The organism is Pseudomonas sp. 8(2025) (genome assembly GCF_052665325.1).
Genome location: NZ_JBQOIE010000006.1, coordinates 103,550 through 120,325 on the forward strand (window position 1 = coordinate 103,550; position 16,776 = coordinate 120,325).

A 16,776-nucleotide genomic window follows, 5' to 3' on the forward strand; every position below is an offset into this window, starting at 1 on the left:
GGGGCGTTTTGCCGTGCGCGATTCAACTTGCCCCACCCAAAGCCGACAAAGTGTCAAACTCAAGGCTTTACGCCAGCTACTCGCGGAGATAACGGATATGTCCCTACGCACCCTGCTCACGACGCTGCTGCTGACCTTCAGCTGTTCGGTCATGGCCGCCACCGAGATCGTGCCCCTCAACAACCGCACCAGTGCCGACCTGCTGCCGGTGGCGCAGAACTTCCTCGGCAAGGACGGCAAGGTCAGCGCCTATGGCAACCAGCTGATCGTCAACGCCGAGCCGGACAAGATCGCCGAACTGCGAGCCTTTATCGCCCAACTGGACACCGCGGCCAAACGCCTGCTGATCACCGTCGACACCAACGAAAACAACCTTCAGGACAACCAGGGCTATTCGGTCAACGGCGTACCGCAGACGCGGATCATCAACCGCAGCACCGAGAGCCGCGACGGCGGTATCCAGCAGATCCAGGCCAGCGAAGGCGTGCCAGCGCTGATCCAGGTCGGCCAGAGCGTGCCGTTGACCACCACCCAGACCGACCCCTACGGGCGCCTGCAGAACCAGACCCAGTACCGCAACGTCACTCAGGGCTTCTATGTCACCGCCAGCGTTACCGGTGAAACCGTGCACCTGAGCATCAGCACCAACCGTGACCGCATGAGCCAGGAGCGTCCCGATGTAGTGAACGTGCAAAGCACCGACACAACTGTCAGTGGGCGCCTGGGCGAATGGATCACCCTGGCCGGAGTCAATCGCCAGACCCAGGCCGATAAACAGGGCCCGGGCCGCAGCTACTCGACTCAAGGCCGGGACGACATGACCTTGCGGGTCAAGGTCGATGCCTTGGACTAAAGCACCAAAAACTGACTGATTAGTCGTATTAGACCAAAGATGTAGTGCCACAAAAAAAGCACTACAAAACATTTGACGAGCCAAAAAACCGCGGGCATGATGGCCTCGCTCCCGCTAATCAGGGGCCCTGGCAAGGGCCTTCGGATCGCCGCTCTAACCTACCCACCTGAGCCGATTCGTGTCTGTACCGCCCACAAGGTGTGTTTGACGAGATTGCGACTGGAACGAAGTTGTCCCGAGGGACGGAAGCGTAATTAGGTAGATCGGCAACACACTGATGGAACGCACCAAGGCCCACGACGCCGGCATGCGCCCCGCAGCTCGCCTTCACCTGCTCACTTTCCCCTCGAGCCCATCGTTCACCCGTCGCCATCCCCGCCAGACCCGACTTGACCGCCATAAGCTTCCTGGTCAGCGAGCAGCCTTTTACGCAGCGTTATGACGCGTGATCGGCGGAGCCGGAATTCTCCAACCAAGAACGACTTTTTACACAAGACGCGACGAGGTTTATCTCCATGGCACTGACACGCGAACAGCAAATTGCAGCCCTTGAAAAAGACTGGGCTGAAAACCCGCGCTGGAAAGGCGTGACTCGCACCTACTCCGCTGCCGACGTGGTCCGTCTGCGTGGCTCGGTTCAACCCGAGCACACCCTGGCACGCATGGGCGCCGAGAAGCTCTGGAACCTGGTCACCCAAGGTGCCAAGCCGTCCTTCCGTCCTGATAAAGATTTCGTCAACTGCATGGGCGCCCTGACCGGCGGCCAGGCTGTACAACAGGTTAAAGCCGGTATCCAGGCGATCTACCTGTCGGGCTGGCAAGTGGCTGCGGACAACAACTCCGCCGAATCCATGTACCCCGACCAGTCGCTGTACCCGGTGGACTCGGTTCCAACCGTGGTCAAGCGCATCAACAACTCGTTCCGTCGCGCCGACCAGATCCAGTGGAAAGCCGGCAAGAACCCGGGCGACGACGGCTACATCGACTACTTCGCACCGATCGTGGCCGACGCTGAAGCCGGTTTCGGCGGCGTACTGAACGCCTACGAGCTGATGAAGAGCATGATCGAAGCAGGCGCCGCCGGCGTTCACTTCGAAGACCAGCTGGCTTCCGTGAAGAAGTGCGGCCACATGGGCGGCAAGGTACTGGTTCCAACCCAGGAAGCCGTACAGAAGCTGACCGCTGCCCGTCTGGCGGCCGACGTTGCCGGTGTACCGACCATCATCCTGGCCCGTACCGACGCCAACGCCGCTGACCTGCTGACTTCCGACTGCGACCCGTACGACCAGCCATTCGTGACTGGCACCCGCACCCAGGAAGGCTTCTACAAAGTGAAAGCCGGCCTGGACCAGGCAATCGCCCGCGGCCTGGCTTACGCTCCGTACGCCGACCTGATCTGGTGCGAAACCGCCAAGCCGGACCTGGACGAAGCCCGTCGCTTCGCCGAGGCGATCAAGAAGGAATACCCGGACCAGATCCTGTCGTACAACTGCTCGCCTTCCTTCAACTGGAAGAAGAACCTGGACGACGCGACCATCGCCAAGTTCCAGCGCGAACTGTCCGCCATGGGCTACAAGCACCAGTTCATCACCCTGGCCGGCATCCACAACATGTGGCACAGCATGTTCAACCTGGCGCACGACTACGCCCGCAACGACATGACCGCCTACGTGAAACTGCAAGAGCAAGAGTTCGCTGACGCCGCCAAGGGCTACACCTTCGTGGCTCACCAGCAGGAAGTGGGCACCGGCTACTTCGACGACATGACCACCGTGATCCAGGGTGGCTCGTCCTCGGTAACCGCGCTGACCGGCTCCACCGAAGAAGAACAGTTCCACTGATTTAGGCCTCACGGCTTGATCGAGCGGCCAATGCAGACCCGGTAAAAACAACTGCATTGCTGTACAGCTGACGCCCCGACTGGTTCGGGGCGTTTTTTTTGCCCACCCCTCCTGTAGGAGCCGGCTTGCCGGCGAACCTCTACCCTGCGCGCCCTCCTCAAAAGCCTCGCCATGCCCGCCCCTGCAAAAAAGCTGGCCAAACATTGATCCAGGGCGGTGTTAGCAAGGGCGAAAGAGGTTAAAAGGTGCGCCCCTGCTACTTGCAGTAACAGGGATATAACAAGCAACTTTCCCACTCCCCGAAGGAAAGCAGATTAAAATAGCCTCTAAACAATATTGATTATCATTTAGCAGTTGTAACTTTCGTTACAGCCGCTACAAAACATAATTAACAAAACCTCCCCTAATGCCCGCAGGCCGCGGCTTACGGGGCTACCGGGGTGAGCTATGTCCTTATTACGATAAACAATTTCGCTTTAGAAATTTTACTTGCCCGGTGTTTAGCCATAAAATCAGCGCGATTGATTGCGCTGCGACATATCGTCACTGCTTTATTTCTTTATCAAGCTCAGAGACTCTTGCTCTCTGTTAAGGATTACCAGCATGCCCGAAGCGACAGGACTCATGGCCCACAACTGGGGCTTTGCCATTTTCCTTCTGGGCGTTGTCGGCCTTTGCGCCTTCATGCTCGGCGTCTCCAGCCTCCTCGGGTCAAAAGCCTGGGGCCGCAGCAAAAACGAACCGTTCGAGTCCGGCATGCTACCTACCGGTGGCGCCCGCTTGCGGCTCTCAGCCAAATTCTATCTGGTCGCGATGCTCTTCGTGATCTTCGATATCGAAGCCCTCTTTCTCTTTGCCTGGTCTGTGTCCGTCCGCGAAAGCGGCTGGACCGGATTCGTCGAAGCTCTCGTTTTCATAGCAATTCTGTTGGCAGGTCTTGTCTACCTTTGGCGGGTGGGGGCTCTTGACTGGGCTCCGGAAGGTCGTCGTAAGCGGCAGGCGAAGCTAAAACAATGAGGCTTTGGCGATGCAATACAATCTCACCCGGATCGACCCCGATGCTCCTAACGATCAGTACCCGATCGGCGAACGGGAAACCGTTTCCGATCCGTTAGAGGATCAGGTCCACAAAAACATCTTCATGGGCAAGCTCGAAGACGTGCTGAGCGGCGCGGTCAACTGGGGGCGTAAGAACTCCCTGTGGCCGTACAACTTCGGCCTGTCCTGCTGCTACGTGGAAATGACCACCGCCTTCACGGCGCCCCACGACATCGCGCGCTTTGGCGCCGAGGTTATCCGGGCATCGCCGCGTCAGGCGGACTTCATGGTTATCGCCGGGACCTGCTTCATCAAGATGGCGCCGATCATCCAGCGTCTCTATGAGCAAATGCTCGAGCCAAAATGGGTTATCTCCATGGGTTCGTGCGCCAACTCCGGCGGCATGTACGACATCTACTCGGTAGTCCAGGGGGTGGACAAGTTCCTGCCCGTGGACGTCTACGTACCTGGCTGCCCGCCCCGCCCCGAAGCGTTCCTGCAAGGCCTGATGCTCTTGCAGGAATCCATTGGCCAGGAGCGTCGCCCACTTTCCTGGGTCGTCGGCGACCAAGGCGTGTATCGCGCCGAGATGCCGTCGCAAAAGGAACAGCGCCGCGAACAGCGTATACAGGTCACCAACCTGCGCAGCCCTGACGAAGTCTGATCCAGTTCTGTTCTTACAAAGAAACGAACCTGGCTTCACTCTTTACGTTGACCGAAAGCGATAAAAAACCATGACTACAGGCAGTGCTCTGTACATCCCGCCTTATAAGGCTGACGACCAGGATGTGGTCGTCGAACTCAATAACCGTTTTGGCCCTGAGGCGTTCACCGCCCAAGCCACCCGCACCGGCATGCCGGTGCTGTGGGTTACCCGCTCCAAACTCGTTGAAGTCCTGACCTTCCTGCGCAACCTGCCCAAGCCGTACGTCATGCTCTATGACCTGCATGGCGTAGACGAGCGCCTGCGCACCAAGCGCCAAGGCCTGCCGGGTGCCGATTTCAGCGTGTTCTACCACTTGCTGTCGATCGAACGTAACAGCGACGTGATGATCAAGGTGGCCCTGTCCGAAGGCGACCTCAGCCTGCCCACCGTGACCGGTATCTGGCCCAACGCCAACTGGTACGAACGTGAAGTCTGGGACATGTTCGGCATCGACTTTGCCGGCCACCCTCACCTTTCGCGGATCATGATGCCGCCGACCTGGGAAGGTCACCCGCTGCGCAAGGACTTCCCGGCCCGCGCCACCGAGTTCGACCCGTTCAGCCTGAACCTGGCCAAGCAGCAGCTGGAAGAAGAAGCCGCGCGCTTCCGTCCGGAAGACTGGGGCATGAAGCGTTCCGGTGCCAACGAGGACTACATGTTCCTCAACCTGGGCCCGAACCACCCTTCGGCCCACGGTGCCTTCCGCATCATCCTGCAGCTGGACGGTGAAGAGATCGTCGACTGCGTACCGGACATCGGCTACCACCACCGTGGTGCCGAGAAGATGGCCGAGCGTCAGTCCTGGCACAGCTTCATCCCTTACACCGACCGTATCGACTACCTCGGCGGGGTGATGAACAACCTGCCGTACGTGCTTTCGGTCGAGAAACTGGCCGGCATCAAGGTGCCGGAGAAGGTCGACGTCATCCGCATCATGATGGCCGAGTTCTTCCGGATCACCAGCCACCTGCTGTTCCTGGGCACCTACATCCAGGACGTCGGCGCCATGACCCCGGTGTTCTTCACCTTCACCGACCGTCAGCGCGCCTACACGGTGATCGAAGCCATCACCGGCTTCCGCCTGCACCCGGCCTGGTACCGCATCGGTGGCGTCGCCCACGACCTGCCGCGTGGCTGGGAGAAGCTGGTCAAGGACTTCGTCGAATGGCTGCCCAAGCGCCTCGACGAATACACCAAGGCTGCCCTGCAGAACAGCATCCTCAAGGGCCGGACCATCGGCGTTGCCGCCTACAACACCAAGGAAGCCCTGGAATGGGGCGTCACCGGTGCCGGCCTGCGCTCCACCGGTTGCGATTTCGACCTGCGCAAGGCCCGTCCGTACTCCGGCTACGAGAACTTCGAGTTCGAAGTCCCGCTGGCCGCCAACGGTGACGCCTATGACCGCTGCATGGTTCGCGTCGAGGAAATGCGCCAGAGCATCAAGATCATCGACCAGTGCCTGCGCAACATGCCGGAAGGCCCGTACAAGGCGGATCACCCGCTGACCACGCCGCCACCCAAAGAGCGCACCCTGCAGCACATCGAAACCTTGATCACGCACTTCCTGCAAGTTTCGTGGGGCCCGGTGATGCCGGCCAACGAATCCTTCCAGATGATCGAAGCGACCAAGGGCATCAACAGTTATTACCTGACGAGCGATGGCGGCACCATGAGCTACCGCACCCGGATCCGTACCCCAAGCTTCGCCCACCTGCAGCAGATCCCTTCGGTGATCCGCGGCAGCATGGTCGCGGACTTGATCGCGTACCTGGGTAGTATCGACTTCGTTATGGCCGACGTGGACCGCTAAGCATGAACAGCACGCTTATCCAGACAGACCGTTTCGCCCTGAGCGAAACCGAGCGCTCGGCCATCGAGCACGAGATGCATCACTACGAGGACCCGCGCGCGGCGTCCATCGAAGCCCTGAAGATCGTCCAGAAGGAACGTGGCTGGGTGCCTGACGGCGCGGTCTACGCCATCGGCGAGATCCTCGGCATTCCTGCCAGCGACGTTGAAGGCGTGGCGACGTTCTACAGCCAGATCTTCCGCCAGCCAGTGGGCCGCCACATCATTCGCGTCTGCGACAGCATGGTCTGCTACATCGGCGGCCACGAGTCCGTGGTCAGCCAGATCCAGAGCGAGCTGGGCATCGGCCTCGGCCAGACCACCGCCGACGGCCGCTTCACCCTGCTGCCGGTTTGCTGCCTGGGCAACTGCGACAAGGCACCGGCGCTGATGATCGACGACGACACTTTCGGCGACGTGCAGCCTGCTGGCGTGGCCAAACTGTTGGAGGGCTACGTATGACCCTGACCTCTTTCGGTCCTGCGAACCGCATTGCGCGCACCGCAGAAACCCATCCCCTGACCTGGCGCCTGCGCGACGACGGCGAGCCGGTCTGGTTCGACGAGTACCAGGCCAAGAACGGTTACGCGGCGGCCCGCAAGGCCTTCGCCGACCTGTCCCAGGACGACATCGTGCAGACCGTCAAGGATGCCGGCCTCAAGGGTCGCGGCGGTGCGGGCTTCCCCACCGGTGTGAAGTGGGGCCTGATGCCCAAAGACGAATCCATGAACATCCGCTACCTGCTGTGCAACGCGGACGAAATGGAGCCCAACACCTGGAAGGACCGCATGCTGATGGAGCAACTGCCCCATCTGCTGATCGAAGGCATGCTGATCAGTGCCCGCGCACTGAAAACCTACCGCGGCTACATCTTCCTGCGGGGCGAGTACACCACCGCCGCCAAGCACCTGCGTCGTGCCGTGGAAGAAGCCAAGGCCGCAGGCCTTCTGGGCAAGAACATCCTGGGTAGCGGCTTCGATTTCGAGCTGTTCGTCCACACCGGCGCCGGGCGTTACATCTGCGGTGAAGAAACCGCACTGATCAACTCCCTGGAAGGCCGTCGCGCCAACCCGCGCTCCAAGCCGCCCTTCCCTGCCGCCGTGGGCGTGTGGGGCAAGCCGACCTGCGTGAACAACGTCGAGACCCTGTGCAACGTGCCGGCGATCATCGGCGACGGCGTGGAATGGTACAAATCCCTGGCCCGCGAAGGCAGCGAAGACCACGGCACCAAGCTGATGGGCTTCTCCGGCAAAGTGAAGAACCCCGGCCTGTGGGAGCTGCCCTTCGGCGTGACCGCGCGCGAGCTGTTCGAAGACTACGCCGGCGGCATGCGCGACGGCTTCAAGCTCAAATGCTGGCAGCCAGGCGGCGCCGGTACCGGCTTCCTGTTGCCCGAGCACCTGGACGCCCAGATGTATGCCGGCGGCATCGCCAAAGTGGGCACCCGCATGGGTACCGGCCTGGCCATGGCGGTGGACGACAGCATCAACATGGTGTCCCTGCTGCGCAACATGGAGCAGTTCTTCGCCCGCGAGTCCTGCGGCTTCTGCACACCGTGCCGCGACGGCCTGCCCTGGAGCGTCAAGCTGCTGATGGCCCTGGAAAAAGGCCAGGGCCAGCAAGGGGACATCGAGACCCTGCTGGGCCTGGTGGGTTTCCTCGGCCCGGGCAAGACCTTCTGTGCTCACGCACCGGGTGCCGTGGAGCCTTTGGGCAGCGCCATCAAGTATTTCCGTCCAGAGTTCGAAGCCGGCATCGCGCCCACCAGCGCCGCCGTCCCGCCTCTGGCCCGACCGATCGTAGTCGGCGCGTAACGCTTAAATGAGGGCGCCGGGTCCGTGCCCTGCGCTCGACGTGCGATGACGCCGTGAACGGCTGTGTTGATTCGCACGCATAACAAGATTCCATTAGCCACGCCCGCTGACACCGGGCCAACGAAGAACTTTGAACCATGGCCACTATCCACGTAGACGGCAAAGCGCTCGAAGTCGATGGGGCGGACAACCTGTTACAGGCTTGTCTGTCACTAGGCCTCGACATCCCTTATTTCTGCTGGCACCCCGCTCTCGGTAGCGTCGGTGCCTGTCGCCAGTGCGCGGTCAAGCAGTACACCGACGAGAACGACACCCGTGGTCGTATCGTCATGTCCTGCATGACCCCGGCCACCGACAACACCTGGATCTCCATCGACGATGAAGAATCCAAGGCGTTCCGCGCCAGTGTCGTCGAGTGGCTGATGACCAACCATCCCCACGACTGCCCGGTCTGTGAGGAAGGCGGTCACTGCCACCTGCAGGACATGACGGTGATGACCGGCCACAACGAGCGCCGTTATCGCTTCACCAAGCGTACCCACCAGAACCAGGACCTCGGCCCGTTCATTTCCCACGAGATGAACCGCTGCATCGCCTGCTATCGCTGCGTGCGCTTCTACAAGGACTACGCCGGCGGCACCGACCTGGGCGTCTACGGCGCCCACGACAACGTGTACTTCGGTCGCGTTGAAGACGGCACCCTGGAAAGCGAGTTCTCCGGCAACCTCACCGAGGTCTGCCCGACCGGCGTGTTCACCGACAAGACTCACTCCGAGCGTTACAACCGCAAGTGGGACATGCAGTTCTCGCCGAGCATCTGCCATGGCTGCTCCAGCGGTTGCAACATCTCCCCCGGCGAGCGCTACGGCGAGCTGCGCCGCATCGAGAACCGCTACAACGGTTCGGTGAACCAGTACTTCCTCTGCGACCGTGGCCGTTTCGGCTATGGCTACGTCAACCGCAAGGACCGTCCACGCCAGCCACGCCTGGCCGATGGCACCAAGCTGACCCTGGACCAGGCACTGGATCAGGCCGCAGACCTGCTGCGCGGCCGTAACATCGTCGGTATCGGTTCGCCCCGCGCCAGCCTGGAAAGCAACTACGCGCTGCGTGAGCTGGTAGGTGCCGAGCACTTCTACTCCGGTATCGAAGCCTCCGAGCTGGAGCGCATCCGCCTGGTTCTGCAGGTTCTGAACGACAGCCCGCTGCCGGTTCCGAACATGCGCGACATCGAAGACCACGATGCCATCTTCGTCCTCGGCGAAGACCTGACCCAGACCGCCGCACGCATGGCCCTGGCCCTGCGCCAGTCGGTCAAGGGCAAGGCCGAGGAAATGGCCGATGCCATGCGCGTCCAGCCTTGGCTCGACGCTGCGGTGAAGAACATCGGCCAGCACGCGCTGAACCCGCTGTTCATCGCCAGCCTGGCTGAAACCAAGCTCGACGACGTGGCCGAGGAGTGTGTACACGCCGCTCCAGACGACCTGGCGCGCATCGGTTTCGCCGTGGCCCACGCCATCGACGCCAGTGCCCCTGCCGTGGAAGGCCTGGACAGTGAAGCCCTGGAACTGGCCAAACGCATTGCCGACGCTCTGCTGGCGGCCAAGCGTCCACTGATCATTTCCGGTACCTCCCTGGGCTCCAAGGCACTGATCGAAGCGGCGGCGAACATCGCCAAAGCCTTGAAGCTGCGCGAGAAAGCCGGCTCCATCAGTCTGATCGTGCCAGAGGCCAACAGCCTCGGCCTGGCCATGCTTGGTGGCGAATCCGTGGACGCGGCCCTGCAGGCGGTAATCGACGGTAAGGCCGACGCCATCGTGGTGCTGGAAAACGACCTGTACACCCGCACCGATGCAGCCAAGGTGGATGCCGCACTGAACGCAGCGAAGGTGGTGATCGTTGCCGATCATCAACAAACCGCGACCGTCGAGCGCGCGCACCTGGTGCTGTCGGCGGCGAGCTTTGCCGAAGGCGACGGTACCCTGGTCAGCCAGGAAGGTCGCGCCCAGCGCTTCTTCCAGGTCTTCGATCCGACCTACCTGGACGCCAGCATCATGGTCCACGAAGGCTGGCGCTGGCTGCACGCCCTGCGCAGCACCCTGCTGAACAAGCCGGTGGACTGGACCCAACTGGACCACGTGACCGCAGCGTGCGCCGCGAGCACGGCGCAACTGGCCAGCATCGTCGATGCCGCACCTTCCGCGGCGTTCCGCATCAAGGGCCTGAAACTGGCGCGCGAACCGCTGCGCTACAGTGGCCGTACCGCCATGCGCGCCAACCAGAGCGTGCACGAGCCACGTACCCCGCAAGATCCGGATACCGCCTTCGCCTACTCCATGGAAGGTTACTCGGGCTCCGTCGAACCGCGCTCGCAAGTGCCGTTCGCCTGGTCGCCGGGCTGGAACTCGCCACAGGCCTGGAACAAGTTCCAGGACGAAGTCGGTGGCCACCTGCGCGCCGGTGACCCGGGCACTCGCCTGATCGAAACCCAGGGCGACCGCCTCAACTGGTTCGCCAGCGTGCCGCGAGCCTTCTCCCCGGCCCCGGGCACCTGGCAGGCCGTGCCGTTCTACCACCTGTTCGGCAGCGAGGAAAACTCTTCGAAAGCCGCTCCGGTGCAGGAGCGCATCCCGGCTCCGTACGTTGCTCTGGCCAAATCCGAAGCGGATCGCCTGGGTGTCAACGACGGTGCCCTGCTCGCGGTGAACGTGGCTGGCCAGACCCTGCGTCTGCCGCTGCGCATCAACGAAGAGCTGGGTGCTGGCCTGGTGGGCCTGCCTGCCGGCCTGGCGGGTATTCCTCCGGCAATCGCAGGCATTTCCGTTGATGGTCTGCAGGAGGCGGCACAATGAGTTGGTTTACCCCTGAAGTGATCGACGTGATCCTGACGGTCGTCAAGGCCATCGTCATCCTGCTGGCCGTAGTGATCGCCGGTGCGCTGCTGAGCTTCGTCGAACGTCGCCTGCTGGGCTGGTGGCAGGACCGTTACGGTCCGAACCGTGTTGGCCCGTTCGGCATGTTCCAGATCGCAGCCGACATGCTGAAGATGTTCTTCAAGGAAGACTGGACTCCGCCGTTTGCCGACAAGGTGATCTTCACCCTGGCACCGGTGGTGGCCATGTCCGCCCTGCTGATCGCCTTCGCGATCATCCCGATCACCCCGACCTGGGGCGTGGCGGACCTGAACATCGGCCTGCTGTTCTTCTTCGCCATGGCCGGTCTGTCGGTCTACGCGGTACTGTTCGCCGGCTGGTCGAGCAACAACAAGTTCGCCCTGCTCGGCAGCTTGCGTGCCTCGGCGCAGACCGTGTCCTACGAAGTGTTCATGGGCCTGGCCCTGATGGGCATCGTGGTACAGGTCGGCTCGTTCAACATGCGCGACATCGTCGAGTACCAGGCGCAGAACCTGTGGTTCATCATTCCGCAGTTCTTCGGCTTCTGTACCTTCTTCATCGCTGGCGTGGCCGTGACTCACCGTCACCCCTTCGACCAGCCGGAAGCGGAGCAGGAACTGGCCGACGGCTACCACATTGAATACGCCGGTATGAAATGGGGCATGTTCTTCGTCGGTGAATACATCGGCATCATCCTGATCTCGGCGCTGCTGGTCACCCTGTTCTTCGGTGGCTGGCACGGTCCGTTCGGCATCCTGCCGCAACTGTCCTTCGTCTGGTTCGCACTGAAGACCGCGTTCTTCATCATGCTGTTCATCCTGCTGCGCGCTTCCATCCCGCGTCCGCGTTATGACCAGGTGATGGACTTCAGCTGGAAATTCTGCCTGCCACTGACCCTGATCAATTTGCTGATAACCGCTGCGGTTGTGTTGTGGAACACACCTGCGGTTGCGGTTCAGTGAGGATTTGACCCATGTTCAAATATATTGGCGACATCGTTAAGGGTACTGGTACCCAGTTGCGCAGCCTGGTCATGGTCTTCGGCCATGGCTTTCGCAAGCGCGACACCTTGCAATACCCGGAAGAGCCGGTCTACCTGCCTCCACGCTACCGTGGCCGCATCGTCCTGACCCGCGACCCCGATGGCGAAGAGCGTTGCGTAGCCTGCAACCTGTGCGCCGTGGCCTGCCCCGTGGGTTGCATCTCGCTGCAGAAAGCTGAAACCGAAGACGGTCGCTGGTACCCGGACTTCTTCCGCATCAACTTCTCGCGCTGCATTTTCTGTGGCCTCTGCGAGGAAGCCTGCCCGACCACCGCGATCCAGCTGACACCGGATTTCGAGATGGCCGAGTTCAAACGTCAGGACCTGGTTTACGAGAAAGAAGATCTACTGATCTCCGGTCCCGGAAAGAACCCTGATTACAACTTCTATCGTGTTGCAGGTATGGCCATTGCCGGTAAGCCAAAAGGCTCCGCGCAGAATGAAGCCGAGCCGATCAACGTGAAGAGCTTGCTGCCTTAAGGAAGAAAGATGGAATTCGCTTTCTATTTCGCGTCAGGTGTTGCGGTTGTCTCCACACTCCGTGTGGTCACCAATACCAACCCTGTGCACGCCCTGCTCTACCTGATCATTTCGCTGATCGCCGTGGCCATGACCTTCTTCAGCCTTGGCGCGCCGTTCGCCGGTGCCCTGGAAGTGATCGCCTACGCCGGTGCCATCATGGTGCTGTTCGTGTTCGTGGTGATGATGCTGAACCTCGGCCCGGCCGCGGCTCAGCAAGAGCGCATCTGGCTCACGCCCGGCATCTGGATCGGCCCGGTCATCCTGGCCGCGCTGCTGCTGGCTGAACTGCTGTACGTACTGTTCAGCCATCAGAGCGGTGCCGGTATCGGTCAAACCACCGTCAGCGCCAAGGCCGTGGGCATCAGCCTGTTCGGTCCTTACCTGCTGGTGGTCGAACTCGCCTCGATGCTGCTGCTTGCCGCGGCCGTCACGGCGTTCCACTTGGGCCGCAACGAGGCGAAGGAGTAATACGATGCCTACTATCTCTCTCGGTACTATCCCGATGGAACATGGCCTGGCGGTTGCCGGTATCCTGTTCTGCCTCGGTCTGGTCGGCCTGATGGTCCGCCGTAACATCCTCTTCGTGTTGATGAGCCTGGAAGTGATGATGAACGCCTCTGCACTGGCCTTCATCGTTGCGGGTGCCCGCTGGGCGCAGCCGGATGGACAAGTGATGTTCATCCTGGTGATCAGCCTGGCAGCCGCCGAGGCCAGTATCGGCCTGGCGATCCTGCTGCAGCTGTACCGCCGCTTCCACACTCTCGATATCGATGCAGCCAGCGAGATGCGCGGATGAACCTTCTCTTTCTGACTTTCGTATTCCCCCTGATCGGTTTCCTGCTGCTGTCGTTCTCCCGTGGACGCCTCTCGGAAAACCTCTCGGCCCTGATCGGTGTCGGCTCCATTGGCCTGTCGGCCATCGTTGCTGCCTACGTGATCTGGCAATTCAACGTCGCACCGCCCGAGGGTGGCCACTACACCCAGGTGCTGTGGCAGTGGATGTCGGTGGACGGTTTCGCGCCGAACTTCGCCCTGTACCTGGATGGTCTGTCCGTGACCATGCTGGGCGTGGTGGTGGGCGTGGGCTTTTTGATCCACTTGTTCGCGTCCTGGTACATGCGTGGTGAAGCCGGCTACTCGCGCTTCTTCGCCTACACCAACCTGTTTATCGCCAGCATGCTGTTCCTGGTACTGGGCGATAACCTGCTGTTCCTGTACTTCGGCTGGGAAGGCGTGGGCCTGTGCTCCTACCTGTTGATCGGTTTCTACTACAGCAACCGCAACAACGGTAACGCCGCACTCAAGGCCTTCATCGTTACCCGTATCGGCGACGTGTTCATGGCCATCGGCCTGTTCATCCTGTTCCAACAGGTGGGCACGCTGAACGTCCAGGAACTGCTGGTGCTGGCTCCGCAGAAATTCCAGGCCGGTGACTTCTGGATCACCCTGGCAACCCTGATGCTGCTGGGTGGCGCCGTGGGTAAATCTGCCCAGTTGCCACTGCAGACCTGGCTGGCGGACGCGATGGCCGGCCCGACCCCGGTTTCGGCACTGATCCACGCCGCAACCATGGTCACCGCCGGTGTTTACCTGATCGCCCGTACCCACGGCCTGTTCACCCTGGCGCCGGAAATCCTGCACCTGGTGGGCCTGGTCGGCGGCGTGACCCTGGTACTGGCCGGTTTCGCCGCGCTGGTGCAGACCGACATCAAGCGGATCCTCGCCTACTCCACCATGAGCCAGATCGGCTACATGTTCCTGGCCCTGGGCGTTGGCGCCTGGGACGGCGCGATCTTCCACCTGATGACCCACGCCTTCTTCAAGGCCCTGCTGTTCCTTGCTTCCGGTGCGGTGATCGTTGCCTGCCACCACGAGCAGAACATCTTCAAGATGGGCGGCCTGTGGAAGAAACTGCCTCTGGCCTACGCCAGCTTCATCGTCGGCGGCGCGGCCCTGGCGGCCCTGCCTCTGGTGACCGCAGGCTTCTACTCCAAGGACGAGATCCTCTGGGAAGCCTTCGCCAGCGGCAACCATGGCCTGCTGTACGCCGGCCTGGTGGGTGCGTTCATGACCTCGCTGTACACCTTCCGCCTGATCTTCATCACCTTCCACGGTGAAGCCAAGACCGAAGCCCACGCCGGCCACGGGATCTCCCACTGGCTGCCGCTGGTGGTACTGATCGTGCTGTCCACTGCGATCGGCGCGATGATCACCCCGCCCCTGCATGGCGTGCTGCCGCAAAGCGTCGGCCATGCCGGTGGCGAAGCCAAGCACAGCCTGGAAATCGCCTCGGGCGCCATCGCCCTGGCCGGTATCCTGCTGGCCGCCCTGTTGTTCCTTGGCAAGCGTCGCGTTGTGACCGCCATCGCCAACAGCGGCATCGGGCGTCTGCTCTCGGCCTGGTGGTTCGCCGCCTGGGGCTTCGACTGGATCTACGACAAACTGTTCGTCAAGCCATACCTGGCCATCAGCCACGTACTGCGCAAGGACCCGCTCGATCAGACCATCGGTTTGATACCGCGTATGGCCAAAGGGGGTCACACCTCCCTGAGCCGTACCGAGACCGGTCAACTGCGTTGGTACGCCGCCTCGATGGCAGCCGGTGCCGTGCTGGTCATCGGCGCCATTGTGCTGGTAGCGGTCTGATATGAACCTTGCGAACTTGCGAAAGGAATTGAGCCCGTCATGATTCTGCCTTGGCTAATCCTGATCCCCTTCATCGGCGGCCTGCTGTGCTGGCTGGGTGAGCGCTTCGGCGCCACCCTCCCCCGCTGGATTGCGCTGTTGACCATGACCCTGGAACTCGCCCTCGGCCTCTGGCTGTGGGCCCACGGTAACTATTCATATGCTCCGGCGCCTGGCGTCGATCCGACTTGGGCCCTGGAGTTCAAGCACCAGTGGATCGAGCGCTTCGGCATCAACGTGCACCTGGCGCTGGACGGCCTGTCGCTGCTGATGATCCTGCTGACCGGCCTGCTGGGTATCCTCTCGGTACTCTGCTCCTGGAAAGAGATCCAGCGCCACGTGGGCTTCTTCCACCTGAACCTGATGTGGATCCTGGGCGGCGTGGTCGGCGTGTTCCTGGCGCTGGACCTGTTCATGTTCTTCTTCTTCTGGGAAATGATGCTGGTGCCGATGTACTTCCTCATCGCGCTCTGGGGTCACAGCTCGGCAGACGGCAAGAAAACCCGGATCTACGCAGCGACCAAGTTCTTCATCTTCACTCAGGCTTCCGGCCTGATCATGCTGGTGGCGATCCTGGGCCTGGTGCTGGTGAACTTCAACAACACCGGGGTTATCACCTTCGATTACGCCCAGTTGCTGAAAACCAAGATGTCCACTGCCACCGAGTACATCCTGATGCTCGGCTTCTTCATCGCCTTCGCGGTGAAGCTGCCCGTGGTGCCATTCCACTCCTGGCTGCCTGACGCTCACGCCCAGGCACCGACCGCCGGTTCCGTGGACCTGGCGGGCATCCTGCTGAAGACGGCGGCCTACGGCCTGCTGCGTTTCGCCCTGCCACTGTTCCCCAACGCCTCGGCAGAGTTCGCACCGATCGCCATGACCCTGGGTCTGGTCGGGATCTTCTACGGTGCCTTCCTGGCCTTCGCCCAGACCGACATCAAGCGCCTGATCGCCTTCTCCAGCGTTTCCCACATGGGCTTCGTGCTGATCGGGATCTACTCCGGCAGCCAGCAGGCCCTGCAGGGCGCGGTGATCCAGATGCTGGCCCACGGTGTTTCGGCAGCCGCGCTGTTTATCCTCAGCGGCCAGCTATACGAGCGCACCCATACCCGCGACATGCGTGAAATGGGCGGCCTGTGGTCGCGTATCGCCTACCTGCCGGCCATCAGCCTGTTCTTCGCAGCCGCCTCCCTGGGCCTGCCGGGCACCGGCAACTTCGTCGGCGAGTTCCTGATCCTGATCGGCACCTTCGTCAGCGCTCCATGGATCACCGCGATCGCGACTTCGGGCCTGGTGTTCGGCTCGGTCTACTCGCTGATCATGATCCACCGTGCCTACTTCGGCCCGTCCAAGTCGGACGCGGTACTGCACGGAATGGATGCTCGCGAACTGATCATGGTGCTGGGGCTGGCGGTACTGCTGATCTACATCGGCGTTTACCCGCAACCGTTCCTCGATACCTCTGCCGCCACCATGCATGGCGTGCAGCAATGGCTCAGCACCGCCTTCACTCAACTCGCTTCGGCCCGGTAA

At 61.6% G+C, this 16,776-nt stretch carries 14 protein-coding genes; all 14 read left to right on the forward strand.

Annotation, left to right across the window (positions count from 1 at the left end):
- Window positions 1–97: 97 nt before the first annotated feature.
- The 14 genes from ACUXVH_RS13805 (at window position 98) to nuoM (ending at window position 16,776) form a co-directional block, all read left to right on the forward strand.
- Entirely contained in the window at window positions 98–853 is a 756-nt protein-coding gene (locus ACUXVH_RS13805) for a secretin N-terminal domain-containing protein (protein ID WP_019092908.1), read from the forward strand.
- Window positions 854–1,368: 515 nt separating this feature from the next.
- Window positions 1,369–2,694, forward strand: a complete 1,326-nt coding sequence (aceA, locus tag ACUXVH_RS13810; protein ID WP_011062184.1) for an isocitrate lyase — start codon at window positions 1,369–1,371, stop codon at window positions 2,692–2,694.
- A gap of 603 nt (window positions 2,695–3,297) precedes the next feature.
- Entirely contained in the window at window positions 3,298–3,711 is a 414-nt protein-coding gene (locus tag ACUXVH_RS13815; RefSeq protein WP_011062185.1) for an NADH-quinone oxidoreductase subunit A, read from the forward strand.
- Window positions 3,712–3,721: 10 nt separating this feature from the next.
- On the forward strand, window positions 3,722–4,396 hold the full coding sequence (locus ACUXVH_RS13820) for a NuoB/complex I 20 kDa subunit family protein (RefSeq protein ID WP_011062186.1): 675 nt from the start codon (window positions 3,722–3,724) through the stop codon (window positions 4,394–4,396).
- A 70-nt stretch (window positions 4,397–4,466) separates the two neighbouring features.
- A complete protein-coding gene (nuoC, locus tag ACUXVH_RS13825; RefSeq protein WP_011062187.1) occupies window positions 4,467–6,248 on the forward strand; it encodes an NADH-quinone oxidoreductase subunit C/D in 1,782 nt (593 codons plus the stop codon).
- A 2-nt stretch (window positions 6,249–6,250) separates the two neighbouring features.
- Window positions 6,251–6,748 (forward strand): NADH-quinone oxidoreductase subunit NuoE, encoded by a 498-nt coding sequence (gene nuoE / locus ACUXVH_RS13830; RefSeq protein ID WP_011062188.1) that lies wholly within the window; start codon window positions 6,251–6,253, stop codon window positions 6,746–6,748.
- A complete protein-coding gene (gene nuoF / locus ACUXVH_RS13835; RefSeq protein ID WP_011062189.1) occupies window positions 6,745–8,100 on the forward strand; it encodes an NADH-quinone oxidoreductase subunit NuoF in 1,356 nt (451 codons plus the stop codon). The genes nuoE and nuoF overlap by 4 nt, the downstream gene beginning before the upstream one ends.
- 137 nt (window positions 8,101–8,237) lie before the next feature.
- Window positions 8,238–10,952 carry an NADH-quinone oxidoreductase subunit NuoG gene (nuoG, locus tag ACUXVH_RS13840; protein ID WP_065363236.1) on the forward strand — a complete coding sequence of 905 codons (2,715 nt, stop codon included), beginning with the start codon at window positions 8,238–8,240 and terminating at the stop codon, window positions 10,950–10,952.
- Window positions 10,949–11,956, forward strand: a complete 1,008-nt coding sequence (nuoH, locus tag ACUXVH_RS13845; RefSeq protein ID WP_011062191.1) for an NADH-quinone oxidoreductase subunit NuoH — start codon at window positions 10,949–10,951, stop codon at window positions 11,954–11,956. The genes nuoG and nuoH overlap by 4 nt, the downstream gene beginning before the upstream one ends.
- An 11-nt stretch (window positions 11,957–11,967) precedes the next feature.
- Window positions 11,968–12,516, forward strand: coding sequence for an NADH-quinone oxidoreductase subunit NuoI (nuoI, locus tag ACUXVH_RS13850; protein ID WP_003223795.1), 549 nt, complete (start codon window positions 11,968–11,970; stop codon window positions 12,514–12,516).
- A 9-nt stretch (window positions 12,517–12,525) separates the two neighbouring features.
- Window positions 12,526–13,026: an NADH-quinone oxidoreductase subunit J gene (gene nuoJ, locus ACUXVH_RS13855; RefSeq protein WP_011062192.1), complete on the forward strand. Its 501-nt coding sequence runs from the start codon at window positions 12,526–12,528 to the stop codon at window positions 13,024–13,026.
- A gap of 4 nt (window positions 13,027–13,030) precedes the next feature.
- Window positions 13,031–13,354 carry an NADH-quinone oxidoreductase subunit NuoK gene (gene nuoK / locus ACUXVH_RS13860; RefSeq protein WP_011062193.1) on the forward strand — a complete coding sequence of 108 codons (324 nt, stop codon included), beginning with the start codon at window positions 13,031–13,033 and terminating at the stop codon, window positions 13,352–13,354.
- Window positions 13,351–15,204 (forward strand): NADH-quinone oxidoreductase subunit L, encoded by a 1,854-nt coding sequence (nuoL, locus tag ACUXVH_RS13865; protein ID WP_011062194.1) that lies wholly within the window; start codon window positions 13,351–13,353, stop codon window positions 15,202–15,204. The genes nuoK and nuoL overlap by 4 nt, the downstream gene beginning before the upstream one ends.
- 39 nt (window positions 15,205–15,243) lie before the next feature.
- Window positions 15,244–16,776, forward strand: a complete 1,533-nt coding sequence (gene nuoM, locus ACUXVH_RS13870) for an NADH-quinone oxidoreductase subunit M (protein WP_019092840.1) — start codon at window positions 15,244–15,246, stop codon at window positions 16,774–16,776.